Source organism: Bacillus sp. GS3m_15504 (genome assembly GCF_055825275.1).
This window is the reverse complement of sequence record NZ_JBVVNL010000001.1, coordinates 3,268,911-3,293,751: the sequence shown is the minus strand read 5'-3', so window position 1 is coordinate 3,293,751 and position 24,841 is coordinate 3,268,911. Positions and strand designations below refer to the sequence as shown.

The 24,841-nt window shown below is 36.1% G+C and carries 27 protein-coding genes; 23 read left to right on the top strand and 4 right to left on the bottom strand.

Features of this window, described 5'->3' with window-relative positions:
- Positions 1-3: 3 nt before the first annotated feature.
- The 6 genes from qcrC to AC0L0O_RS17255 all read left to right on the top strand — a co-directional run bounded on the left by qcrC (position 4) and on the right by AC0L0O_RS17255 (position 4,608).
- Complete coding sequence (qcrC, locus tag AC0L0O_RS17280) at positions 4-771, top strand: menaquinol-cytochrome c reductase cytochrome b/c subunit (RefSeq protein ID WP_000554608.1); 768 nt, start codon at positions 4-6, stop codon at positions 769-771.
- Positions 772-881: 110 nt separating this feature from the next.
- Complete coding sequence (gene lhaT / locus AC0L0O_RS17275; RefSeq protein WP_000262826.1) at positions 882-1,472, top strand: lipoprotein heptaprenylglyceryl N-acetyltransferase LhaT; 591 nt, start codon at positions 882-884, stop codon at positions 1,470-1,472.
- A 25-nt stretch (positions 1,473-1,497) separates the two neighbouring features.
- Positions 1,498-2,184 (top strand): lipoprotein intramolecular transacylase Lit, encoded by a 687-nt coding sequence (lit, locus tag AC0L0O_RS17270; RefSeq protein WP_000739741.1) that lies wholly within the window; start codon positions 1,498-1,500, stop codon positions 2,182-2,184.
- Positions 2,185-2,291: 107 nt separating this feature from the next.
- The gene (ypjB, locus tag AC0L0O_RS17265) at positions 2,292-3,080 is read left to right on the top strand and encodes a sporulation protein YpjB (RefSeq protein WP_000831595.1); all 789 of its coding nucleotides are present in this window, start codon (positions 2,292-2,294) and stop codon (positions 3,078-3,080) included.
- Between the two features lie 104 nt (positions 3,081-3,184).
- The gene (locus AC0L0O_RS17260; RefSeq protein ID WP_001982956.1) at positions 3,185-3,865 is read left to right on the top strand and encodes a zinc metallopeptidase; all 681 of its coding nucleotides are present in this window, start codon (positions 3,185-3,187) and stop codon (positions 3,863-3,865) included.
- Positions 3,866-3,966: 101 nt separating this feature from the next.
- On the top strand, positions 3,967-4,608 hold the full coding sequence (locus tag AC0L0O_RS17255) for a uracil-DNA glycosylase (RefSeq protein ID WP_000876856.1): 642 nt from the start codon (positions 3,967-3,969) through the stop codon (positions 4,606-4,608).
- A gap of 28 nt (positions 4,609-4,636) precedes the next feature.
- On the opposite strand, the gene AC0L0O_RS17250 is transcribed toward AC0L0O_RS17255, so the two are convergent.
- On the bottom strand, positions 4,637-5,518 hold the full coding sequence (locus AC0L0O_RS17250) for a YitT family protein (RefSeq protein WP_000203305.1): 882 nt from the start codon (positions 5,516-5,518) through the stop codon (positions 4,637-4,639).
- Between the two features lie 268 nt (positions 5,519-5,786).
- On the opposite strand from AC0L0O_RS17250, the gene AC0L0O_RS17245 reads away from it, so the two are divergent.
- The 7 genes from AC0L0O_RS17245 to AC0L0O_RS17215 are packed head-to-tail and all read left to right on the top strand — an operon-like array spanning position 5,787 to position 11,341.
- Complete coding sequence (locus AC0L0O_RS17245; RefSeq protein ID WP_002108639.1) at positions 5,787-6,128, top strand: nucleotide pyrophosphohydrolase; 342 nt, start codon at positions 5,787-5,789, stop codon at positions 6,126-6,128.
- Positions 6,128-6,928 (top strand): dihydrodipicolinate reductase, encoded by an 801-nt coding sequence (gene dapB / locus AC0L0O_RS17240; RefSeq protein WP_000661724.1) that lies wholly within the window; start codon positions 6,128-6,130, stop codon positions 6,926-6,928. The genes AC0L0O_RS17245 and dapB overlap by 1 nt, the downstream gene beginning before the upstream one ends.
- A gap of 14 nt (positions 6,929-6,942) precedes the next feature.
- Positions 6,943-7,338: a methylglyoxal synthase gene (mgsA, locus tag AC0L0O_RS17235; RefSeq protein ID WP_000684755.1), complete on the top strand. Its 396-nt coding sequence runs from the start codon at positions 6,943-6,945 to the stop codon at positions 7,336-7,338.
- Positions 7,339-7,349: 11 nt separating this feature from the next.
- A complete protein-coding gene (bshB1, locus tag AC0L0O_RS17230) occupies positions 7,350-8,054 on the top strand; it encodes a bacillithiol biosynthesis deacetylase BshB1 (protein WP_000015666.1) in 705 nt (234 codons plus the stop codon).
- Positions 8,051-9,196 (top strand): N-acetyl-alpha-D-glucosaminyl L-malate synthase BshA, encoded by a 1,146-nt coding sequence (gene bshA, locus AC0L0O_RS17225; RefSeq protein ID WP_000768296.1) that lies wholly within the window; start codon positions 8,051-8,053, stop codon positions 9,194-9,196. The genes bshB1 and bshA overlap by 4 nt, the downstream gene beginning before the upstream one ends.
- A complete protein-coding gene (locus AC0L0O_RS17220) occupies positions 9,183-10,376 on the top strand; it encodes a CCA tRNA nucleotidyltransferase (protein WP_000439304.1) in 1,194 nt (397 codons plus the stop codon). The genes bshA and AC0L0O_RS17220 overlap by 14 nt, the downstream gene beginning before the upstream one ends.
- Positions 10,361-11,341 carry a biotin--[acetyl-CoA-carboxylase] ligase gene (locus AC0L0O_RS17215; protein ID WP_001192043.1) on the top strand — a complete coding sequence of 327 codons (981 nt, stop codon included), beginning with the start codon at positions 10,361-10,363 and terminating at the stop codon, positions 11,339-11,341. The genes AC0L0O_RS17220 and AC0L0O_RS17215 overlap by 16 nt, the downstream gene beginning before the upstream one ends.
- Before the next feature lie 100 nt (positions 11,342-11,441).
- Here the strand turns inward: AC0L0O_RS17215 and AC0L0O_RS17210 are convergent, their stop codons facing one another.
- A complete protein-coding gene (locus AC0L0O_RS17210) occupies positions 11,442-11,831 on the bottom strand; it encodes a cupredoxin domain-containing protein (RefSeq protein ID WP_000026406.1) in 390 nt (129 codons plus the stop codon).
- Positions 11,832-12,237: 406 nt separating this feature from the next.
- Here AC0L0O_RS17210 and panB point away from each other — a divergent pair, with 406 nt between their 5' ends.
- The 10 genes from panB (at position 12,238) to AC0L0O_RS17160 (ending at position 21,403) form a co-directional block, all read left to right on the top strand.
- Positions 12,238-13,077, top strand: a complete 840-nt coding sequence (gene panB / locus AC0L0O_RS17205; RefSeq protein ID WP_000851103.1) for a 3-methyl-2-oxobutanoate hydroxymethyltransferase — start codon at positions 12,238-12,240, stop codon at positions 13,075-13,077.
- A complete protein-coding gene (gene panC / locus AC0L0O_RS17200) occupies positions 13,074-13,922 on the top strand; it encodes a pantoate--beta-alanine ligase (protein ID WP_000706997.1) in 849 nt (282 codons plus the stop codon). Before panB ends, panC begins: the two co-directional genes overlap by 4 nt.
- Before the next feature lie 12 nt (positions 13,923-13,934).
- Positions 13,935-14,318, top strand: coding sequence for an aspartate 1-decarboxylase (gene panD / locus AC0L0O_RS17195; protein WP_000490176.1), 384 nt, complete (start codon positions 13,935-13,937; stop codon positions 14,316-14,318).
- A gap of 128 nt (positions 14,319-14,446) precedes the next feature.
- Complete coding sequence (gene dinG / locus AC0L0O_RS17190; RefSeq protein ID WP_000044941.1) at positions 14,447-17,251, top strand: ATP-dependent DNA helicase DinG; 2,805 nt, start codon at positions 14,447-14,449, stop codon at positions 17,249-17,251.
- A gap of 250 nt (positions 17,252-17,501) precedes the next feature.
- Complete coding sequence (locus tag AC0L0O_RS17185; protein WP_000358352.1) at positions 17,502-17,672, top strand: YpmA family protein; 171 nt, start codon at positions 17,502-17,504, stop codon at positions 17,670-17,672.
- Between the two features lie 7 nt (positions 17,673-17,679).
- A complete protein-coding gene (locus AC0L0O_RS17180) occupies positions 17,680-18,183 on the top strand; it encodes a cell wall elongation regulator TseB-like domain-containing protein (protein WP_000758754.1) in 504 nt (167 codons plus the stop codon).
- Positions 18,184-18,201: 18 nt separating this feature from the next.
- Entirely contained in the window at positions 18,202-19,389 is a 1,188-nt protein-coding gene (aspB, locus tag AC0L0O_RS17175; RefSeq protein ID WP_000761551.1) for an aspartate transaminase AspB, read from the top strand.
- A gap of 121 nt (positions 19,390-19,510) precedes the next feature.
- Positions 19,511-20,218: a DNA replication protein DnaD gene (dnaD, locus tag AC0L0O_RS17170; protein WP_000728549.1), complete on the top strand. Its 708-nt coding sequence runs from the start codon at positions 19,511-19,513 to the stop codon at positions 20,216-20,218.
- Positions 20,219-20,233: 15 nt separating this feature from the next.
- Positions 20,234-20,881: an endonuclease III gene (nth, locus tag AC0L0O_RS17165; RefSeq protein ID WP_000933025.1), complete on the top strand. Its 648-nt coding sequence runs from the start codon at positions 20,234-20,236 to the stop codon at positions 20,879-20,881.
- 3 nt (positions 20,882-20,884) lie between these two features.
- The gene (locus AC0L0O_RS17160; RefSeq protein ID WP_000442686.1) at positions 20,885-21,403 is read left to right on the top strand and encodes a YpoC family protein; all 519 of its coding nucleotides are present in this window, start codon (positions 20,885-20,887) and stop codon (positions 21,401-21,403) included.
- Between the two features lie 23 nt (positions 21,404-21,426).
- On the opposite strand, the gene AC0L0O_RS17155 is transcribed toward AC0L0O_RS17160, so the two are convergent.
- Positions 21,427-24,120, bottom strand: a complete 2,694-nt coding sequence (locus tag AC0L0O_RS17155; RefSeq protein WP_001283114.1) for a PBP1A family penicillin-binding protein — start codon at positions 24,118-24,120, stop codon at positions 21,427-21,429.
- A gap of 65 nt (positions 24,121-24,185) precedes the next feature.
- A complete protein-coding gene (gene recU / locus AC0L0O_RS17150) occupies positions 24,186-24,788 on the bottom strand; it encodes a Holliday junction resolvase RecU (protein ID WP_000155594.1) in 603 nt (200 codons plus the stop codon).
- Positions 24,789-24,841: the final 53 nt, after the last annotated feature.

The window sequence follows — 24,841 nt, the reverse complement described above, 5'->3', positions numbered from 1 at the left end:
ATTATGCATCGCGGCAAAGGGATGAAGTTTGTAGGAGATTCTCGGGTACCAGTAGCTCGGAAGCCTAATATTCCAAAAGACTATTCTGAATACCCAGGAAAAACAGAAGCATTTTGGCCGAACTTCTTGTTAAAAGAATGGATGGTAGGTGCAGTTTTTTTAATCGGTTATTTATGTTTAACAGTGGCACATCCGTCACCACTTGAGAGAATGGCGGATCCAACTGATGCCGGATATATACCACTTCCAGATTGGTATTTCTTATTCTTGTATCAGTTATTAAAGTATTCTTATGCTTCTGGCTCATTTACTGTAATTGGAGCGTTTATTATGCCAGGGATTGCCTTTGGCGCATTACTATTAGCTCCATTTCTTGATCGAGGTCCAGAAAGACGCCCATTGAAGCGTCCTGTAGCAACAGGATTTATGCTTTTATCAGTTGCATCGATTATCTTTTTAACTTGGGAATCTGTAGCGCACCACGACTGGGAAGCTGCAAAAAAACAAGGAGCAATTGTAAAAACAGCACCAGTTGATAAAAATGATGATGGTTATAAGTTAATGCAAAAAAATACTTGTTTAACATGTCATGGTGACAATTTACAGGGCGGGGCAGCAGCACCGGCACTGCAAAACTTAACTTTAAAGCCAGAAGAAATTGCTAAAATAGCGAAAGATGGAAAAGGTGCGATGCCAAAAGGTATATTTAAAGGTACGGATGAGGAGCTGAAGAAGCTTTCGGAATTCATTGCAAAGTATAATAAAAAGTAATAGGGAGCTGACTACAAAATTTGTAGTCAGCTTTTTATTTTGATGAAAGAAAGTTTACTATATAATAGAGTAGAGTTGTAGGAAAGAATGAAAGGTGTTGGACATACAGTTTGGTTTATTTGTATGCAATGTTAAGGCAACGCTCCGTATTGTTATTTTTATTAGTTGTTAACATATTAGGTACAATTTACGGATTTATATGGTATGGAAATCAATTAAAAGAAACTTCTCCTATATTTTGGCCGTTTGTACCAGATAGCCCTATGGCGAGTCTCTTTTTTGTCTTTGTTTTAATTGCTTTTTTAATCAAGAGAAACTGGGGATTAATAGAGGCGCTAGCGATTGTTACTTTAATAAAATATGGAATATGGGCTGTTGTTGTAAATGGGGTTATGATCTATGTAAAAGGTCCTATTGGTTTTATCGGGTATATGTTAATGCTTTCGCATTTTGCGATGGCAGTACAAGCAGTGCTATATGCACCGTTTTACCGTATAAAAAAATGGCATTTTGCGGTAGCAGCTATATGGACATTACATAATGATGCAATTGATTATTTATTTTGGCAAATGCCGAGATATGGAATTATGCATTTGTTTGTAGGAGAAATTGGTTATTTTACGTTTTGGCTAAGTATTACAGTGCTATGTATTACATATTATTATTGCTTACGTGAGAACCGAAAACAATTTTCTTTATGATAGTTAGAATATGTAGGGGGAGAAAATGAAGAAAAATAAGAGTGGTACAAAAATATTGGATCGATTGATTACGATAGTTGTTTCATATAGCATAGCATTTTCTATATTTGCACTCGCAACAACGACGGTTGTATACGGAAAATGGCTATATTATTTTGAAATTGATTTTTTAAACATTCCAGATTTAGCGGATATGACGAAAGGTGACATTAAAAGAAATTATAATGTGCTGATCACATATTTATCTCCATTTTATGACGGAGCATTACATTTGCCAACACTAGATATGTCTACAAATGGCCGTATTCATTTTGTAGATGTGAAAAACATTTTAGTAAAGATTCAATATGTAATGTATGCAACAATTATGATTGCAATGATAGGCGGCATGTATTTGTTAAAAAAGAAAAATGAAAAGTTTTTACTACATGGATCTATTTTAACAATCATTTTTCCGATAGCGTTAATGTTACCGATTGCTATTAATTTTGAAAAGAGTTTTGTGATATTCCATAAACTTTTATTCAGTAATGATTATTGGGTTTTTGATCCTGAGAAGGATCCGATTATATTAATGCTACCAGAAGAATTCTTTATGCATGCTGCGTGTGCTATTTTATTATTCATTTTATTTGGTAGCATACTTTGTTACAGTTTGTATAGATACTTTTTAAAAAAGAAAAGGATGTCAAATAAAAAATTCTCTGCTTAAAGAGAATTTTTTTGTTTGTAAAACGATAATATATTTTTCGGTCCAGTTCTGTTCTATTCTTGTCCACATTAACATATTTTGTACTAGTAGTTATAGGGGGGACCGTGATGAAGAGAACATTAATTGGACTGATTGCATTTCTAATTATCATGTTTCCGTTACGTATATATGCTGAGGAGTGGAGTGAACTAACAGGGTTGTTAGATGACTCATTACAATTAGTGAAGCGTAATGAAGATGAAAAAGCAGTACAAGTACTGCAACATTTCTCGGAGCAGTTTGTAATAAAGGGGAATGAAAAGAAGCAGGAAGTAACGCCAGATCAAGTTAGAGTTATTTCTTTAGCTTACGACAAGGCGAAACAATCTCTCGCGGAAGAAGATGTAAGGAAACAAGTTAAAATTGATAATGTGTTAGCCCTGCAGCTCGCTGTCGATGCGCAAGTATCGAAATATCAACCACTTTGGATGGAAAGAGAAGGAAAAGTAATGGATGCCTTTTCTCAAATGGAAAAAGCGATGAAAAAAGAAGATACGGGACAGTTTCAACAAACGTTAAACACATTTTTACATGAATTTAATATTATTTATCCAAGCTTAATGATTGCCTTGCCAGAAAATGAAGTGCAGCGTGTAAATGCCCATTTATCTTATTTGGATGAATTTCGTAACGTTATGTTAAAAACAAAAGGTGGGCAAATGCAATTAGGAATCATTAAAGGGGATTTGCAAAAAATATTTCATACAGTAAAAAAAGATGAAATTGCACCTTCTCTCATTTGGTTTATGACAATTACTGGAGGTCTTATTTTATTCACATTAACTTATGTTGGGTGGAGAAAGTATAAAGGAGAGAGAGAAAAAAGAAAAAGTAATGTACATTCTAAGAATAGATAATGTAATAAATAAAGATTCGGATTGTAAGGTTTATTCATTGACAATGGTGGCAGAAGAAAATAGAATGAGAAGTACTATAATTAAAACTTCAATGGAGGTTCATGATGTTTTATTTAATTTACTTCGCGATCATTTTGATCATACCGTTGTATGCACAGTCAAAAGTACGTAGTGCCTATAGCAAGTATTCACAAGTTTACTCAACATCAGGTATGACAGGAGCGGAAGTGGCTCGGAAAATTTTAGATGAGAATGGATTATACAACGTAGCCGTTGAAGAAACACCAGGTCATTTATCAGACCATTATGATCCAACTGCCAAAACAGTTCGATTATCAACAGATAACTATTACGGTCATTCAGTTGCTGGTACAGCAGTTGCAGCACACGAAGTAGGACACGCAATTCAAGATGCAAAAGATTATAACTTTATGCGTATTCGTCATTCGTTAGTACCAGTTGCAAACTTTGGTTCGAATATGTCTTGGATTTTCGTCCTAATCGGTATATTTGCACAAATGTCTGGTTTGTTGTTATTAGGTATCATTTTAATGGCAGCAGGTGTTGTGTTCCAACTTGTTACATTACCAGTTGAGTTTGATGCATCCAAGCGTGCAATGCAACAAATTGAAGCGTTAGGTATCGTATCAACAGATGAATATGGGCAAGCTCGTAAAGTATTAAATGCGGCAGCATTAACATATGTAGCAGCTGCAGCTGTAGCGGTATTTGAATTATTACGTCTCGTATTAATGTATACTGGTATGCAGCGTAGTGACGACTAAAGACTATCAATTTTGATAGTCTTTTTTTGTTGTTTGGATTGAATTATATAATGTATTACAAATAGAAATAATAGAAGTAATGCGGAAAGGCGGTGGGGGAAATGAAATATCCAGATCATTTAGTAAAACAGGTGAAAGAGCGTAGTGCTCCTTATCAATTAGAAGGTTTTTTAAGTGGACAAGGTCCTGAAAATCCGAAATTTATGTTGTTAGGAGAAGCGCCTGGTGAAACAGAAATTCATAATGGGATTCCGTTTAGCGGGAGGGCGGGAAAACAATTAATGGGTTTTTTAGAACGTATTCACGTTACAAGGGAAGAAGTATATATTACGAGCGCTGTTCGGAGTAGACCTTATAAGTGGCGAGAGAAAAAAGAACGAAATGGTTCTATTATACAAAAAAAGTATAATAGAACGCCAAATCAAGGAGAAATAGTTGCCCATGCACCTTTGTTAGATTATGAATTAGAGAAACTAAATCCGAAGCTAATCGTCACGCTTGGCAATATAGGTCTTCAACGTTTAACAGGAAAAGATAAAAAAATCACAGATGTACACGGGCAATTATTAAAACAGCCCATTCAAAAATTAAAGGATATGCAAAGTGCAGAATTTATATGGTCAGAGAAAGAATATCATATTTTTCCGACCTTCCATCCTGCTTCCATTTTTTATAATCGGAGCTTATTGGAGCTTATTTATGAGGATTTAGAGAAACTTAAGCAATATGTAATAAAAAACTAGAAAAGCTAAAAAGCTTTTCTAGTTATGTTTATGTATGTAATGGGTTTTTATTTTCATCCAACGTAAAACCTTCACCAACTACATCATGTACGTCACTTACTGCAACAAATGCATGAGGATCTACAGAAGTAATAATATTTTTTAATTTCACGATTTCATTTTTAGCAACAACGCAATACAATACGTTCCGTTCCACTTTTGTATACGATCCAACAGCTTTTAAAAAGGTTGCTCCGCGCTCCATCTCAGATAAAATTTTAGCAGCAATTTCATCGTTTTTATCTGAGATAATAGTTGCTCCTTTTGCTGCATAGGCTCCTTCTTGCATAAAATCAATGACCTTCGCCCCGATAAAAACAGCAACTAACGTATACATACCCTCGCGATATGATAAATAGGTAAGGATAGAGACGATAATGACGATAGCATCAAACATAAACATAGTTTTCCCCATACTCCAGCCAACATATTTATGAGCGAGTCTCGCAATAATATCTACACCGCCAGTAGTTCCGCCGTATTTAAATATGATCCCGAGACCGATACCAATAAATGCCCCAGCAAATAAAGCTGCGAGTGTCATATCATTTTGTAAGTTTAAATGTAAGTTGAGAACTTCGTAACGCTGAAAAATCCATAGAAATAAAGATACGCTAAAGGTACCGATTAGTGTATAGATAAACGTTGTTCTTCCAAGTAATTTCCAACCAATGAAAAATATAGGAATATTTAAAATTAAGTTTGAATAAGAAGGATCAAACTTAAATAGAAAATACAATAATAGTGTAATACCGGTAAATCCACCTTCTGCAAGGTGATTTTCAATATTGATATTCACAATACCGAAAGAAAAAATAGCGGAACCGATTAAAATAAAAATGATATTTCGAATCTTCAAATTTGATGTCATATAGAAATCCCCCTAATTATGTAAATGGCATTGCTCCGCTGAAACGGTAAAACATAATGATAAGTAATTTCTAGTTGCTAGTGAAAATAGTGAAGGCTATAAAAATCGATTGGTTCTGGTTGATTTTTTGCCAAAAAGGCAAAAGAAGTTTCACTTTATTATAATCTTTCCCAAAAAGGGTCGCAAATAGGTGTTTGGCGGGGAATAATATTTGTCAAATCGCGATGAATTGGCTAACATGAAAGAGGAAGGATTAGAGGTGAATTGTATGGAAGCGAAAACGATGAAGGATATGCAGAAAGAAGTTGATGCATATATTGGTCAGTTTAAAGAAGGTTATTTCAGTCCACTTGCAATGATGGCTCGTTTAACGGAAGAAATGGGGGAGCTTGCAAGAGAGGTTAATCATTATTATGGTGAGAAACCGAAGAAAACAACTGAAAAAGAACGTAGTATTGAAGAAGAGCTTGGAGATGTATTATTTGTTATGATTTGTATGGCAAATAGTTTAAATATTGATTTAGAAACAGCACATAACATTGTAATGAATAAATTTAATACTCGCGATAAAGATCGCTGGACACGTATTGATGAGGGAGAGAAAGAATAATGAAAGAAATGAAAGTAATTATCGCTGGACCAAGAGGACGTATGGGACATGAAGCAGTTCTTCTTATGGAAAGAACGGAACATTTTAATTTAGTAGCAGCAGTGGATTATAAGCATGGTGGAGAGAAAATCTCTGATTTACCGGGAATGCCAGCGCTAGATGCACCTATTTACGCAGATTTACATACTTGTTTAGAGGAAGTAGAAGCAGATGTGTTGTTAGATTTAACAACGCCAGAAGTTGGGAAACAACACGTTACACTAGCAGTTGAGCGTGGACTTCGTTCTGTTATTGGTACAACTGGGTTTACAGAAGAAGAGCTAAAACAATTAACCGAGACTGCGAAAGAAAAAGCAGTAGGAACAATTATCGCTCCAAACTTTGCAATTGGTGCAGTTCTGATGATGAAATTCTCACAAATGGCAGCGAAATATTTCCAAGATGTTGAAGTAATTGAATTGCATCATGATCAAAAACTAGATGCACCATCTGGTACAGCGGTAAAAACAGTAGAATTGATTCGTCAAAATCGTGAATCAAAGCAGCAAGGTCATCCAAATGAAGTAGAGCAACTAGAAGGGGCTCGTGGTGCAAATGTAGATGGCATTCATATTCATAGTGTGCGCTTACCAGGACTTATTGCACATCAAGAAGTAATGTTTGGTGGAGACGGACAAATGTTAACAGTTCGTCATGATTCATTCAATCGTGCATCATTTATGTCTGGTGTAAAACTATCAATTGAGACAGTAATGAATCTAGATCATCTTGTGTACGGTTTAGAAAATATTATCGACTAAAGGAGAGACAATGGATGAAAATTGCCTTAATCGCACATGACAAAAAGAAAGACGACATGGTTTCGTTTGCATACGCATATAAACCAATTTTTGAACAACATGAATTATTTGCAACAGGAACGACAGGACTTCGTATTATGGAAGCGACCGGCTTAGTTGTAACAAGATATCAATCTGGTCCTCTTGGCGGCGATCAAGAAATTGGTGCAATGATTGCAAAAAATGATTTAGACATGGTAATTTTCTTCCGTGATCCATTAACAGCACAACCGCATGAACCGGATGTGAATGCATTGCTTCGTTTATGTGATGTATATGCAATTCCACTTGCAACGAATATGGCAAGTGCTGAAATGTTAATGCACGCATTAGAGCGAGGAGATTTAGATTACCGCAAGTTAAGAAAATGAGGGGAACAATTATGAGTGGATTACATATATTAGCGTTTGGTGCCCATGCCGATGATGTTGAAATCGGCATGGCGGGTACCATTGCTAAATATACGAAGCAAGGGTATGAAGTAGGTATTTGTGATTTAACAGAAGCTGATCTTTCTTCTAACGGAACGATAGAGTTAAGAAAAGAAGAAGCAAAGGCGGCAGCTCGTATAATGGGAGTAAAAACGAGATTAAATTTAGCGATGCCAGACCGTGGTTTGTATATGAAAGAAGAGTATATACGTGAAATTGTAAAGGTAATTCGTACATATAAACCAAAACTAGTTTTTGCGCCGTATTATGAAGATCGTCATCCAGATCATGCAAATTGTGCAAAACTTGTGGAAGAAGCTATTTTTTCAGCGGGAATTCGCAAATATATGCCAGAGGTTCCACCACATCGTGTGGAGTCTTTTTATCATTATATGATTAATGGTTTTCATAAACCGAATTTTTGTATAGATATTAGTGAATACGTATCGCAAAAAGTGGAAGCATTAGAAGCGTATGAAAGTCAGTTTTCAACAGGGAGTGATGGTGTGAAAACGCCGTTAACAGAAGGTTACGTTGAAACTGTAGTCGCTCGTGAGAAAATGTTTGGAAAAGAAGTTGGAGTCTTATATGCCGAAGGATTTATGAGTAAGAAACCGGTTTTATTACATGCTGATTTAATAGGGGGATGTAAATGAAATTAAAAATAGGTATTACATGTTATCCTTCTGTAGGTGGTTCTGGAGTTGTTGGAACAGAATTAGGAAAGCAATTAGCGGAACGCGGGCATGAAATTCATTTTATTACATCGGGTTTACCATTCCGGTTAAATAAAGTGTATCCAAACATTTATTTTCATGAAGTGACGGTAAATCAATACTCTGTATTTCAATATCCACCATACGATTTAGCGTTAGCGAGTAAAATGGCAGAGGTTGCACAAAGAGAAAACCTAGACATTTTACATGTGCATTACGCAATACCACATGCCATTTGTGCTTATTTAGCAAAACAAATGATTGGAGAGCGTATTAAAATTGTTACAACCTTGCATGGAACAGATATTACTGTGTTAGGATCCGACCCTTCGCTAAATAATTTAATTCGTTTTGGTATTGAGCAATCTGATGTTGTGACGGCTGTCTCGCATTCATTAATTAACGAAACGCATGAGCTTGTAAAACCAAATAAAGACATTCAAACGGTATACAACTTTATAGACGAACGTGTATATTTCAAACGTGATATGACCCAATTAAAGAAAGAATATGGTATAAGTGAGAGTGAAAAGATACTCATTCACATTTCAAACTTCCGTAAAGTGAAACGTGTGCAAGATGTTGTGCAGGCATTTGCTAAAATTGTTACAGAAGTAGATGCGAAGTTGCTTCTTGTTGGAGATGGACCAGAATTTTGCACGATTTTACAGTTGGTGAAAAATTTACATATTGAAGATCGCGTCTTATTCTTAGGGAAGCAAGATAATGTTGCAGAACTACTTGCGATGAGTGATTTAATGTTGCTTTTATCAGAGAAGGAGAGTTTTGGTCTTGTTTTATTAGAAGCGATGGCGTGTGGTGTACCTTGTATCGGAACAAGGGTTGGAGGTATTCCAGAAGTCATTCAACATGGTGATACAGGATATTTATGTGAAGTTGGCGATACAACAGGAGTGGCAGATCAAGCTATTCAGCTATTAAAGGATGAAGAACTTCACCGTAATATGGGAGAGCGAGCAAGAGAAAGTGTTTACGAGCAGTTTCGCTCTGAAAAAATCGTCTCACAATATGAAACGATTTACTATGATGTACTAAGGGATGACAAAAATGGAAAGATTTAAAAAAGCTAGTTCTATTATTGAGACTTTAAAGCAGCAAGGGCATGAGGCTTACTTTGTCGGTGGAAGCGTAAGAGACCTTATTATCGATAGGCCGATTGGAGATATTGATATTGCGACATCTGCTTTACCAGAAGAAGTGATGGCTATATTTCCAAGACATGTTCCTGTTGGTCTTGAACATGGAACTGTAATTGTAGTAGAAAATGGTGAGCCTTATGAGGTAACCACTTTTCGAACAGAGAGTGAATATGAAGATTTTCGAAGACCTAGTAGTGTTCAATTTGTTCGTTCATTAGAAGAGGATTTAAAACGTCGTGATTTCACAATGAATGCAATTGCCATGACAGAAGAAGGCGAAATGGTCGATTTATTTGCAGGACAGGAAGCGATTCAAAAGAGAGAAATTGTGACAGTGGGAAATGCTGCGGATCGTTTTCAAGAAGATGCCCTGCGAATGATGCGTGGTATTCGGTTCGTAAGTACGTTAGGTTTTTCTTTAGAGACGAAAACGAAACAAGCAATTGAAACATATGGACATTTGCTGGAACATATAGCAATTGAGAGAATTACAGTGGAGTTTGAAAAACTGTTAACTGGCACATATTGCGTGAAGGGTCTCAAAGAATTAGTGGAAACGAAACTATTTTCTCATCTGCCATATCTACAAATGTCAGAAGAGAGATTATTAAAAGCTACGCAGTATAACTGGGATTCTTTTGAAACAGACATTGAGGCATGGGCGTTTTTCTTATATTGTATTGGAGAAGAACATCCATCTGTCTTTTTACGTCAATGGAAGTTTTCAAATAAAAAAATAAAAGATATCGTCGCAGTTTTATTAACAATCCGTAAGAGAAAGGAGAAGGATTGGGATACAGTCCTTCTTTATAAAACGGGAATTCATATAGCTGAAATGGCAGAAAGAGTATATGAAGCGATGATTGAAAGCTATGATCATACATCTGTTGAACGGGTACAAACGTTGTTTCAAGCATTACCAATCAAAAGTCGACAAGAGATGGATGTGACTGGGAATGATTTGTTAAACTGGGCAAGTAAAAAGCCCGGTCCATGGGTTGCTGAAATGATTCAAAAGATTGAGGAAGCAATCGTACAAGGAAACGTAGTTAATGAGAAAGAGTGTATAAGGGAGTGGCTGCAAGAATGCAATCTACTATAAGAAAGCAGTTATTGCAAGTTTTTTCTGAGGCGGATGGAGAGTTTGTATCTGGCCAAACGATTAGTGATAAACTTGGTTGCTCGAGAACCGCTGTATGGAAACATATGGAGGACCTTCGGAATGAGGGCTACGAACTTGAAGCAGTGCGTCGATTAGGTTATCGAATTGCAAGTAAGCCAGACAAAGTGACTGCGAATGAAATACAGTTAGGGTTACAAACGAAACATATTGGTAGAACAGTGTATTTTGAAGAGTCTGTTGAATCAACGCAGCATATTGCAGCAAAGCTTGCTTATGAAGGTGCAGAAGAAGGAACAATTGTTGTGGCAGAAGAACAAACAGCGGGTAGAGGTCGTTTAAGCAGAAAATGGCACTCTCCAAAAGGAACGGGAATTTGGATGAGTATTATTTTACGTCCGTCAATTCCGGTTCATCATGCACCACAACTTACTTTGTTAGCCGCTGTTAGCGTTGCGCAAGCAATTGAAAAATGCACAGGTGTAAACGTAGGAATAAAATGGCCGAATGATATTTTAATTCAAGGAAAAAAGGCTGTAGGTATATTAACAGAAATGCAGGCTGATCCTGATAAAATTAATGCTGTCATTATGGGTATTGGTATTAATGCGAATCAAAAGCAAGAACATTTTGATGAGGAAATTCAGCATATTGCTACTTCTTTAGCGATTGAATCTGGTAAGCCAATTGTTCGTGCAGAGCTTATGCAACAAATCTTTTTACAACTAGAAAAATTATATGAAGAGTATTTACAAAATGGTTTCTCTGTTATTAAAATTCTTTGGGAAAGTTACGCTGTAAGCATCGGGAAAGAAATTAACGCTCGAACGATGAGAGAGACGATTACGGGTGTAGCAAAAGGAATTACAGAGGATGGTGTATTGCTCCTAGAAGACCATGAAGGAAAAGTACATCATATTCATTCTGCGGATATCGAAATTAAGTAAAAGAAGTTCCTCTTTTGGAACTTCTTTTTTATTTCCATATTAATAAAATCTTTTAATATTTAAGTTTTATTTTAAAAGATCGTCCAGTTGAGTTTGCTTCTTATTTGACGATTACTTTACCTTCCATTCCTTTGAGGAGATGGTATCGACATATTAATTCATATGTACCGGCACTTTTAGGTTTCACGGTAATGTTTTTTTCTTTTCCTGACTCGACGACGACGTCAATACCGAGTTTTTTGATTGTAAAGGTATGCTCACTCTTACCTTTATTTTTCAACAGTAATGTTGTTGATTCGTTAATTGGAATCGTGATGACGTTTGGATTAAAGTAATCATCGTTTAGATCAACTTCAATCACTTTCGCTGACGCAATAGGTTGTGCCAAGTCGTTAACTGAGGCAAATACATTGAGGGAATTTAAAGTTGTTATTACCACAAGCATCACAAGAAAACCGATGAATCGAAATAACCATTTGTTTATAGACATTCGCAATTCTCCTTTTGTAAATATATTTCCTCAATTAACCTGCATCATTATTTTATGAGTTATACCATGTATTTAAAAAGTTTATCTTTCTATGATTGAATCGTTCACTTATAAATTTCACGTACCGTAATAAGAATAAAAATTATTTTTTCAAAAAAATGTAGTAATTCCTTTTTGGAGTTTGCTATAATTAGTTCGAATGTGGGCAGTATCAGAGCGAACTGCACCATGATTCGAAGCAATACAAAAAATAATAACTTGGATTCTGCCTTGATCCAATAACGGACTGGGACAGAGGGATGAATAATGCCGACTAACACACAACCCTTCTGCCCTTTTATGGCCAGAGGGGTTTTTTATATGATTTCGGCCATCTCCTCTCTCCTGTATAAAGGAGGAGTAGTTTTTGAAAACAAAAACAGATTTTTTGAAAATGAAAGAGCAAGGTGAGCCGATTACAATGCTAACGGCGTATGATTATCCTTCTGCTAAATTAGCAGAAGAAGCTGAAGTTGATATGATTCTAGTTGGAGATTCTCTCGGGATGGTTGTGCTCGGCTACGATTCAACAGTACCAGTAACAGTAGAGGATATGATTCATCATACAAAAGCTGTACGCCGCGGAGCGAAAGAGACGTTTATTGTAACTGATATGCCATTTATGTCGTATCATGTGTCACTGCAAGATACGATGGTGAATGCACGCCGCATCGTTCAAGAGAGTGGTGCCCATGCACTGAAGGTAGAAGGTGCGGGAGAAGTGATATCGACTATTCACTATTTGACGAATGCGGGAATTCCTGTCGTGGCGCACTTAGGTTTAACTCCTCAATCTGTAGGAGTGCTAGGTGGATATAAAGTACAAGGAAAAGACGCTGAAAGTGCAAAAAAATTAATAGAAGATGCGAAGAAATGTGAGGAAGCTGGTGCAATTGCACTCGTGTTAGAGTGTGTGCCAATGCAGTTAGCAGAACTTATTTCAGAGCAATTAACAATTCCAACAATCGGGATTGGCGCAGGACAAAAAGTAGATGGGCAAGTGCTTGTTTATCATGATCTTATCTCATATGGGGTAAATCGTGTTCCGAAATTTGTGAAGCAATATACGTCCGTTCAAGAAGAAATTGTACGCGGGATTTCTCAATATGTTGCTGAAGTAAAGACAAGGCAATTTCCTGAAGAAAAACATTCGTTCACAATGAAAGAGGAAGAATGCTTAGCGTTATACGGAGGAAAACAATCATGAAAATCGTAACGACAGTACAAGAGATGCAGCACATTACAAAAGAACTGCGTGCAAGTGGAAAAAGTATTGGTTTTGTCCCAACGATGGGGTATTTACATGAAGGTCATGCGACTTTATTACGTAAGGCAAGAGAAGAAAATGAAATTGTAGTTTTAAGCGTGTTTGTAAATCCACTACAGTTTGGACCGAATGAAGATTTAGATCGATATCCTCGTGATATTGATAGAGATGAAAATGTAGCAAAAGAAAACGGTGTAGATTATTTATTTTATCCGAGTGTAGAAGAAATGTATCCAGCAGAACAAACGACAACGGTAGAAGTTGTGAAGCGTACCGATGTATTATGCGGTAAACAAAGACCAGGTCATTTCGCTGGTGTTGCGACTGTACTCATGAAACTATTTAACATTACATTGCCAACCCGCGCGTATTTCGGTATGAAAGATGCCCAGCAAGTTGCTGTCATTGAAGGATTTGTCGCTGATTTTAATATTCCGGTTATAATCGTACCGGTGGATATTGTAAGGGAAGAAGATGGATTAGCGAAAAGTTCTCGTAACGTGTATTTATCACAAGAAGAGCGTAAAGAGGCTCCTCATTTATACCGCAGTCTATGTATGGCAAAAGAAAGAATTGAGGCAGGAGAACGGAATGCAGAAATTATTACAACTCTTGTAAAAGAATATATTGAGACGTATACGAAAGGCACTGTAGATTATGCGGATTTATATGCCTACCCTTCACTACAAGTAGTGGATCAAATTGAAGGGCGAATCATTTTAGCAATTGCAGTTAAATTTGAAAATGTACGATTAATTGACAATATAACATTAACGGTTAAATAAGGGGGAGCATCTATGTTTCGCACAATGATGAGAGCGAAGTTACATCGCGCAACAGTAACAGAAGCAAATTTAAATTATGTAGGTAGTATTACAATTGATGAAGATTTAATGGATGCAGTAAATATTGTAGAAAATGAAAAAGTTCAAATTGTAAATAATAATAATGGTGCTCGCTTAGAGACATATGTTATTAAAGGCGAACGAGGTAGCGGTGTTGTTTGTTTAAATGGTGCAGCTGCAAGGCTTGTACAGCCAGGAGATAAAGTTATTATTATTTGCTACGGTTTAGTGGCAGAAGAAAATATTCATAAACAAGAGCCGAAAATTGCAGTATTAGATGATGATAATCAAATTATTGAAATGTTAGGTGCTGAAAAAGCGGGTACGATATTATAAGTAAGGTGGCTATCTCTATTATGGAGATAGCTTTTTTGTGCATCTTTTCATTAAGATGAGATAAAACGTGGTATAGTAACATTATATAATTTTCTGTTTGATAGGTAAGAAATTGAGGTGTTACATATATGAGTAAGCGTTATGTCGTTGTGGATTTAGAGACGACAGGGAACTCCTGGAAGGATGGGAAAGATAAAATTACCCAAATTGCAGCTGTTGTAGTGGAAGATGGAGAGATATTAGAGATTTTTTCATCTTTTATTAATCCGAAGAGAGAGATTCCGCCATTTATTACAGAGTTAACAGGGATTGATGAGAGTATGGTTAAGCAAGCCCCGTTATTTCAAGATGTAGCCCCGATGGTTGTTGAGCTATTACAAGGTGCAGCTTTCGTTGCACATAACGTTCACTTTGATTGGAATTTTTTAACGGAAGAATTAAGGCAGGCTGGATATACAGAAATACATTGCCCAAAAGTTGATACAGTTGAATTGGCGCAAATTCTTTTGCCAACGGCTGATAGTTATAAATTACGTGATTTAGCTAAACAACACGAACTAGAGCACGATCAACCGCATCGTGCGGATAGTGATGCTCTTGCTACAGCGGAATTATTTTTACAATTTTTAAATGAAATTGAAAAGTTACCACTTGTCACCTTGCAATCGCTTTATGAATTGAGCGATGTTTTTCAAAGTGATATTGCGGATGTGCTTTCTGTAAATATTTTAAAGAAAATGATGCATGGCAAAAAAGCGGCAGAGGAGTATGAAGTGTATCGAAATATTGCGCTTCGAAAACGAAATTATTCTTTAAATCTCAGTGAAACATGTTCCTCTAAATTTGATGCTTTTTTGCATAAGACAATCGATAAACTTGCATTAAATATGCCAAAGTTTGAAAAAAGAGAAAGCCAACAAATTATGATGAAGGAAATATATACAGCACTAAGAGATTCTAGGTTTTCCTTAATCGAAGCAGGAACAGGTACAGGGAAGACTCTTGCGTATTTGCTTCCAAGTATTTATTTTGCAAAGAAAAAAGAAGAACCTGTCATCATAAGTACCCAAACCGTACAACTGCAACAACAAATACTAGAAAAAGAAATTCCATTATTACAGAAAATAATGCCATTTTCATTTGAAGTAGCTCTTTTGAAAGGAAGAAAGCATTATCTTTGCCTACATAAATTTGAATATGCTTTGCAAGAGGAAGAGAAAAATTATGATATGGCGCTCACAAAGGCAAAAATTTTAGTATGGTTATTGCAAACGGAAACTGGCGATCGGGATGAATTAAATATCCCTGAGGGCGGAAAGTTACTTTGGAACCGTATTTGTAGTGATGTACATAGTCCGGGCGGGATGCAAAGCAACTGGTTTAGTCGTTGTTTTTATCAACGGGCAAAGAATAAAGCGTTATTTGCAGATATCGTTATTACAAATCATGCGTTATTATTTCAAGATTTTTCAAGTGAAGAACCATTGTTTGCTTCATGTGAACATATTATTTTTGATGAAGCTCATCATATTGAGGAAGCGGCGAGTAGAACATTAGGTGAACAGTTCTCCTGTATGTATTTTCAGCTAGTTTTATCTCGTCTTGGTACGTTAGAAACAGATGATGTACTTTCAAAAGTATATAAAATGATGAAAAAATCTGAACAAGCCTCTCGTTCGACTTTCCGGATGGTGAGTCATAGTTTGAAGGAATTGAAATTTGATGCGGATGAGCTATTCCAAATGTTACGTGCGTTCATCTTTAAACAAACAAAGCAGGAACAAGGGATAAGCAATATGCCACTCATTTATCGATATAACACAGAAGTAGAGAAAGGTAAGTTATGGGATAGCATTACCGAGTTAACAAATCGTTTTGTATATGATATAAGAAAATTATTGACTACACTTGAGAAGCAAGTTGATATATTGCAAAGTAAAATAGAATGGGAAATGCATGTTGTTACTGGTGAATTTATGCATTTAATTGAGTTGTTGAGAAAGATGGCACAAGCTTTACAATTACTCATTTTAGAAAAAAATTCATATGTGACATGGATGGAGACTGAAACGAAGGGAACCATTCATTCAACTGTTTTATATGGGCAACCTGTTCATATTGCTGAAAGGTTTGCTGATGAATTTTTAACAGAGAAAAAGAGTGTTATTTTCACATCAGCAACGCTGACAGTAAACGATTCATTTGCCTATATAAAAGAAGAGCTAGGTTTACATGATTTTGCTCCTAATACATTACAGGTTCCATCACCATTCCGTTTTGAAGAACAGATGAAATTAATGGTTTCAACGGATGTGCCTTTTATTAAGAAAGCAAGTAATGAAGAATATATTGAATCTGTGTCAGCACATATTGCAAAAATAGCGAAAGCTACAAAAGGTAGAATGCTCGTTTTATTCACCTCGTATGAAATGTTGAAAGAAGCGTATACGAATTTGAAAAATGACGAGGAATTAGAAGGGTATTTATTATTAACACAAAGTGTGAATAATAAGAGCCGAAGTCGTCTTATTCGTAAGTTTCAAGAGTTCGACAAATCAATTTTGTTAGGAACAAGTAGTTTTTGGGAAGGAATCGATATACCTGGAGATGCACTTAGTTGTCTTGTTATTGTCCGGCTTCCCTTTACGCCTCCTTATCAACCGATGATAGAAGCAAAAGGAGAGTGGTTAAAAAATCAAGGAGAGGACGTATTTGCTAAGTTAGCACTTCCGCAAGCAATACTGCGTTTCAAACAAGGATTTGGTCGTCTCATTAGAACAAGTACAGATACCGGAACAGTATTTGTATTAGACCGTCGTTTGACAAGCTCTTCCTATGGAAAATATTTTTTACAATCAATTCCAACTGTCCCGCTCTATGAAGGTCCTTTAGAAGAATTGTTAGAACAAGTAAAGGAACGGCCAACTGAATAAAATTGGAAGAAAAATACGCCTGAAGTACATTTAATCTTCAGGCGTAAAAAATGTGGGTAGGAGGAATTTTATTTTTCTTACTTCTTGTATACAAAATGTCTTGGTTTTCGACTTGAAACCTTTTTTTGCTGTACATGTCCTGCTATAATAGATGGGTGATGAAGCAGGGGTTGTAAAGAATGTACTCTTATTGTAACCGCATTGCGTTCTTCTATAATTAGAAATTTTTGTGTAACGGAGGAGTTTTTTCATGGATAAGAAAATCGAAGTCCTATCAACGACGCGTATTAAATATTCGTCTGACTTGTATAAAATTGTTGATAGCTTGAATCGTACGTTAAAAGAGCAGGACCTCATGTTCGGATTAGCATTAGACGAAAAAGATAAAGAAACAGCTGTATTTACGATTTACAGAACGTAGTGATAAAATGAAAAAGTGGATCTTTACAATCATTATCGTAATCGTTGCTAGCGGAATATATGGGGCGTATGTTTATAATAAAGCAATGGAAAAGAAACTTCCTAAAGAGGCAAAATCTGTAGAAATTGCGAAAGAAAAAGCAAAGCTTACAAAAGTAAAATCTGTGGATTATTATAACGGAGAATCTTCATATACAGTCGTGCAAGGTACCGATGAAAATGGAGAACAACTTATCGTTTGGGTGCCTGAGAAAAAAGGGGAAACAATAGTAAGGAAAAAGAGCGAAGGTATTTCTGAAAAAGATGCTTTACAAAGAACGATTGAACAAGTCGGAGATGAAAGTAAAGAGCCCAAAAGTAAGCCTAAAGAAATTTTAAAAGTAAAATTAGGCGTTGAAAATAATATACCACTATGGGAAGTTACATATATTGATGATGACAATCGTTATAGTTACTACAATCTTGCATTTCAAGATGGTCAGTTTTTAAAACGATATAGCATTGAAAAATAGATGTAGGGGGAACTACAAATGAAATTAGCAAAGCGAGTAGCTGCTTTAACACCATCTGCAACTTTAGAAATTACAGCAAAGGCACAAGCATTAAAAGCAGAAGGTCATGATGTAATTGGATTAGGAGCAGGAGAGCCTGACTTTAATACGCCAGAACATATTATGGATGCTGCACATAAAGCGATGTTAGAAGGGCATACGAAGTATACACCAACAGGTGGATTACAAGCGTTAAAACAAGAGATTGTGAAGAAGTTTACTCGCGATCAAGGAATTGCGTATGATCCGTCCGAAATTATTGTATGTAACGGTGCAAAGCATGCATTATATACATTATTCCAGGTGTTACTTGATGAAGGAGATGAAGTTATCATCCCAACGCCTTACTGGGTAAGTTATCCTGAGCAAGTAAAACTCGCTGGAGGTAAGCCAGTTTATGTAGAAGGTCTGGAAGGCAATGAGTACAAAATTACAGCAGAGCAGCTGCGTGAGGCAATTACAGAGAAAACGAAAGCAGTTATTATTAATTCACCGAGCAATCCAACAGGAATGATTTACAGCAAAGAAGAATTACAACAGCTTGGAGAAGTATGTTTAGAACATGATATCTTAATCGTTTCAGATGAAATTTATGAAAAATTAATTTATGGTGGAGCAGAATATACTTCAATTGCCCAGCTTTCTAATGCATTAAAAGAACAAACACTTATTATTAATGGTGTATCTAAATCTCATTCTATGACAGGATGGCGTATTGGATATGCAGCAGGAAATAAGCAGCTTATTAAAGCGATGACGAACTTAGCGAGTCATAGTACGTCAAACCCTACTTCAATCGCTCAATACGGCGCAATCGCGGCATATGCAGGCTCACAAGAACCTGTTGAAACAATGCGTCAAGCATTTGAAGAAAGATTAAACATTATTTATGATAAATTAATTCAAATCCCTGGCTTTACTTGCATTAAACCACAAGGTGCATTTTATTTATTCCCGAATGTAAAAGAAGCTGTAGCGTTATCAGGATACGAAACGGTTGATGAATGGGCAAAAGCTTTATTAGAAGAGGAAAAAGTGGCTCTTGTACCAGGTACAGGATTTGGTGCACCAAATAACGTTCGTTTATCATATGCGACATCTCTTGAACAAGTAGAGAAAGCATTAGAACGCATTCATACGTTTATGAAAAGTAAAGTGCAAGCTTAATTCTATATGTTATTAATGCAATGCAAAAAACCTTCCTACATAATAGGGAGGTTTTTTTGACGAATTGTGGCAAAAAGAAATGACGAAAGGTGTGTTATACTAGAGAGCGAGGTGTTTGGTGATGAAAAAGAAAATGATGTTACAGTGGTTTGAACAGGGAAGCATCGCAATTCCAAAATTACTTATGATGCATTATAAAAAATTAGGATTAAATGAAACAGAATTTATGGTTGTACTTCATGTACATACATTTTTAGAATCGGGCAATTCGTTTCCGACTCCGTCAGAGATTTCAGAACGGATGACGATTACTGAAATGAAATGTATGGAAGTCATTCAGACATTGATTCAAAAAGGTTTTTTATCACTAGAAGGTGGACAAAAATCAGAAGCGATGATGTGTGAAAGTTATTCTTTACAACCGCTATGGGAAAAAATATTGCATTTCTTAATGAATGAATCAATAGAGGAAGAGCAAAAAGAAATAAAGCAACTGCAAGTAAATTTATATACAGTATTTGAAAAAGAATTTGGAAGACCACTTTCTCCATTTGAATGTGAAACGTTGGGAATGTGGGAAGATCAAGATCAACATCATCCGAATTTAATTCAAGCGGCCCTCAGGGAAGCTGTAATGAGTGGTAAGCTTAATTTCCGATATATTGATCGTATTTTATTTGAGTGGAAAAAGAATGGTATTAAAACAGTAGATCAAGCTCAAAACCAAGGACGGAAATTTAGAGCAAATCAACAACGAACGCAGCAAACGACAAAACAAGAGACGAAATTTACTGGAAAAGTGCCTTTTTATAATTGGTTGGAGCAGTAGTGTAGGAGGAAGTATATGTTAAATAAAACGCAAATTCGCTATTGTTTAGATACAATGGCGGATATGTACCCAGAAGCACATTGTGAATTAATTCATGATAATCCATTTGAACTAGTAATCGCGGTAGCATTATCTGCACAATGTACAGATGCACTTGTAAATAAAGTGACGAAAAATTTATTTCAAAAATATAAAACACCAGAAGATTATTTAAGTGTTTCTCTAGAAGAATTACAACAAGACATACGTTCTATTGGATTGTATAGAAATAAAGCAAAAAATATTCAAAAATTGTGCAGAATGTTATTAGATGATTACAATGGGGAAGTGCCGAAAGATCGAGATGAGCTTACGAAGTTACCAGGTGTAGGTCGGAAAACAGCAAACGTAGTTGTTTCGGTAGCGTTTGGTATTCCGGCAATTGCTGTGGATACGCATGTAGAGAGAGTGAGTAAACGGTTAGCGATTTGTAGATGGAAAGATTCAGTGTTAGAAGTAGAAAAGACATTAATGAAGAAAATTCCGATGGATGAATGGAGCGTTACACATCACCGTATGATTTTCTTTGGACGTTATCACTGCAAGGCACAGCGACCACAATGCGAAGAGTGCCCGTTACTAGAAGTATGCCGAGAAGGAAAGAAGCGAATGAAGGGGAAATAAAGGATGGAGCGAGTTATAGAAATACCGAGAGAATTTCGGTGCTTACCATTTTTTAAAGAAAGTGTAAATTCGATTGCGTATTATGCAGAACAGTCTTTCGAAGAAACAATACAAAAGACTTATTTTATATATGATATTGAAAAACAATATGAGCCATGGAATGAAATTGAAAACAGTATTCCGGTAATGTTGAATGTATGGAAAAATAAGCATGAGGACATTGCTACTTTATTTCGAAACAGAAAGAAACAAGAAGCTGAAGGTCCGATGATTCTTTTTGCAGCACATTTATTATCAATTGTATATTGGCTAAATGAGCAACCTGTTCATAGTTTGAATAAAATAGAAGATTTTACGAGTGAATTGGAAGTGCAACCAGTTAATTTTATAGAGCGATATTCGTTCATTATAAAGAAACCGAATAATTATCATTCTTATATTCAGTTAGCACAGTTGTATATTGAAATAGAAAAGCTATATGTAAAGAAAATGATAACAAAAAAGAAGTCCTGTTCTCGTTAAGAGAAAGGACTTCTTTTTTTGTATTAAGACTCTGTTGTAACAACATTTCCGTCTGCGTGAGGTGTATCTCCTCCGGTATTTTGTTGTTGTTCTTGCTGCTGTTGCTCTTGTTGTTTTTTAGCTTCTTCTTCAGCTTTTTTTCTAGCTTCCTCATCAGCTTTCTTTTGAGCCTCTTCTTGCTGTTTCTTAGCTTCTTCTTCAGCTTTTTTTCTAGCTTCCTCTTCAGCTTTCTTTTGAGCTTCTTCTTGCTGTTTACGTTGTTGTTCTTGTTGTTTCTTAGCTTCTTCTTCAGCTTTTTTAGTAGCTTCTTCTTGTTTTAGTTTATCTTCATTGGCCTTTTTCTGAGCTTCCTCATCAGCTTTTTTCTTAGCTTCTTCTTCAGCCTTCTTCTTAGCTTCTTCCTCGGCTTTCTTCGCGTCTGGAGTTCCGCCAGGCGCAGTGAAGGATGCTCCAACTGCAGGGCTTGTTCCAGTACCTTTTTTCGCTACTACAGAGAAGCTGTAAGTAACGCCTGGTTTAATACCACCAAGAGTAGCTGTTGTACCTTTTACTGATAAACTACCACTTGAACCGTCAGTCGCTTTATAGCTTGCTGCATACGCATCAACTTCTGTTGGTCCAGACCAGTTTAGTGTAACTGTGCTAGCGCCATCGAAAGTGACATTAAGACCACTAGGTGCATCTACTTTAATTTGTTTAATTGCATCTTTCTTCGCACCTTTTACATATAACTCTCCGTTTATTTCTTGTACAGAAGAAGGGCGTTCGAAACGAGTTTTATCTGTAGCGAATTTGCTCATCATTACTTGGAACATTTGCTGTGCAATTCTAGTATAACGATCACTAATGTAGTTTTCTGGGCCATTTTTTTCGTACCCAGTCCATACTGCCATTGTATATTGCGGTGTATATCCAGCGAACCAGCTATCTCTGTTTGCATCAGCTGGAATACCATATTCTTTTATAACGTCTGCATCAAAGTTTTGTGTTCCTGTTTTACCGGCAACATCAACACCTGAAACGTATGCTGTTGGACCAGTACCGCCAGAACCAGGTTTTACGACATCACGAAGAACGTCAGTCACCATGTAAGCTGTGTAGTCTTGCATCGCACGTTGTTCTTTCGGTTTAAAACTTTTCTTTTTCCCATCTGGGAAGGTAACTTCTTTTACGAAGTGCGGTTTATTGTAGTTCCCACCATTACCAAAGGCTGCATATGCACCCGCTAATTGTAATGGTGAACTATCGTTACTACCAATTGCTGTTGATTCAAATGTTTTGCCATCTTTAAATGTCATACCTAAACCTTCAGCAAACGCTTGTGACTTAGGAAGACCAACCGCTTGGGCTGTTTTTAAAGCTGGGATGTTTAATGACTTTTTCAAAGCTTCACGTAGTGAAACGTCACCTTTGTAACTATTTGTTGCATTTCGTATCTTTTTACCATTGGAATACGTATACTCTGAGTCATTTAATTGATGGTATGTAGACCATTGTAAATTTTCAATTGCTGGGCCGTAGTCAAAAATTGGTTTCATTGTTGAACCGACTTGGCGTTTTAAATCGGTGGCCATATTATGACCTTTGAAAGTAGACTTACTTCCTTTACGCCCAGCTCCAATTGCTCGAACTTCACCAGATTGTGTATCCATAAATACGAATGATCCTTGGAATTGATCGTTTGGATACTTAATAAGATTGCCATCCATAATTTTTTCAGCATAATCTTGAGCATCTTGATCAAGTGTTGTATGAATCGTTAAACCATCTGAACCAATATTTACATCAGGATATTCTTTTTCAACTTCTTTTACAACCGCATCTAGAAATGCTTGATACTTCATCTCAGTTATTTCTGAAGACGGTTGAAGACCCTCTGTTACTGGGATCTTAACTGCGTTATTCATTTCTTCTTTTGTTATATAACCATGTCGATTCATTAATGACAATACGACATTACGACGATTTGTTGCTCGTTCAACATTTTCCTTTTTCGTTGGATCGTAAATGTTTGGACCTTGGGGTAAACCAGCGAGCATAGCAGCTTCATGTAATTGCAAGTCTTTTAAATCTTTACCATAATATTTTTGCGCTGCTGTCGCAATCCCATATGAACGGTTACCTAAATTAATCTTATTTAAGTACATTTCTAAAATCTCATGTTTAGAGTATTGTTGCTCTAATTTGTAAGATAAGTACCATTCTTGTACTTTTCTCTTTGCAGTTTTGTCCATCGTTAGAAAATAGTTTTTGACTACTTGTTGTGTAATCGTACTACCACCTTGAGATCCGAAACCTCCAGTGACATTTTCCATAACTGCTTTTGTAGTTCGTTTAAAATCAATTCCATTATGATCGTAGAAACGTGAGTCCTCAGTTGCAAGGAATGCATTTTCAACTACTTTTGGAATTTGATCATACGTAACGTGGGTTCGTTTTTCAGCACCGTATTCATAGAAAAAGTTCCCGTCTTTATCAAGAAACTTTGTTGATAAAGGATTGACAAGTTTTGATTTGTCTAATTTTGGAGCGTCCTTCACCATAACAAAGAAAGCGGAAACGCCAGCTACAAGACCAACGATACCAAGAAGTAGACAACCTATAAGGAATTTTTTAAAAAAGGAGCCTTTTTTCTTTGGTTTTTTTTCTTTATTTGTTTCTTGCTTTTGATTTTTTACATGATTTCGTTCTGTACGAGAACGATAATTATCTGACATTATACTTTCTCCTACCTTTCATTCTCTCCCCAAAAGTCGAAAAAAGAGCCTTAGTGATGACTCTATCACGAAAAATAAACCGTGTCTAGTACACGGATATAATCAATCCGAGGGTGATAACCGCATGATAATAAAGATCCATGCTCTACTATTTCTTCTTTCGTAATCGATTTTCGTCCACCAGTATTTTGACGATTCCAAAATGTAATAATATGTTTTGCATCTAATAAATAAAGTTCATCAAAAAGTGTAAATTTAATAATAACAAATGCAATTCCATTATGAGCAATTACTTGCTTCATATGTTCAATTTGATGAAGGTGGAAGTTTTGAAGTGGAAAGCTGGTTTTATTTTTTGTTTCTTTCGCTTCAAAATCGATGTATTTCCCTTTATATACACCGTTGTAATCTGTTGTAGAAGGTTGTTTAAAATACGCCTCTTTTACCACTGCAGCACTTCGAGCGGGGTAATCTACTTTTACAATTTGAAGAGGTGTAGGTTTTTTATGTACACATGCAATATTATGGGTTAAGTAATATTCATTTGTTTCATTCAATTCCTCTTCAAGGGACATACCTCTGTTACTATAAGTATGTTTTTTAATTGGTGTTTTATGAGGTTGTGAAGCTTGATTGTACCGTTTTCCATTTGGGTAACGAATGGTCATAGTGTGTCCACTCCCAACTTGCTAAGAATTACTTACAAAGGTGATTATAACAA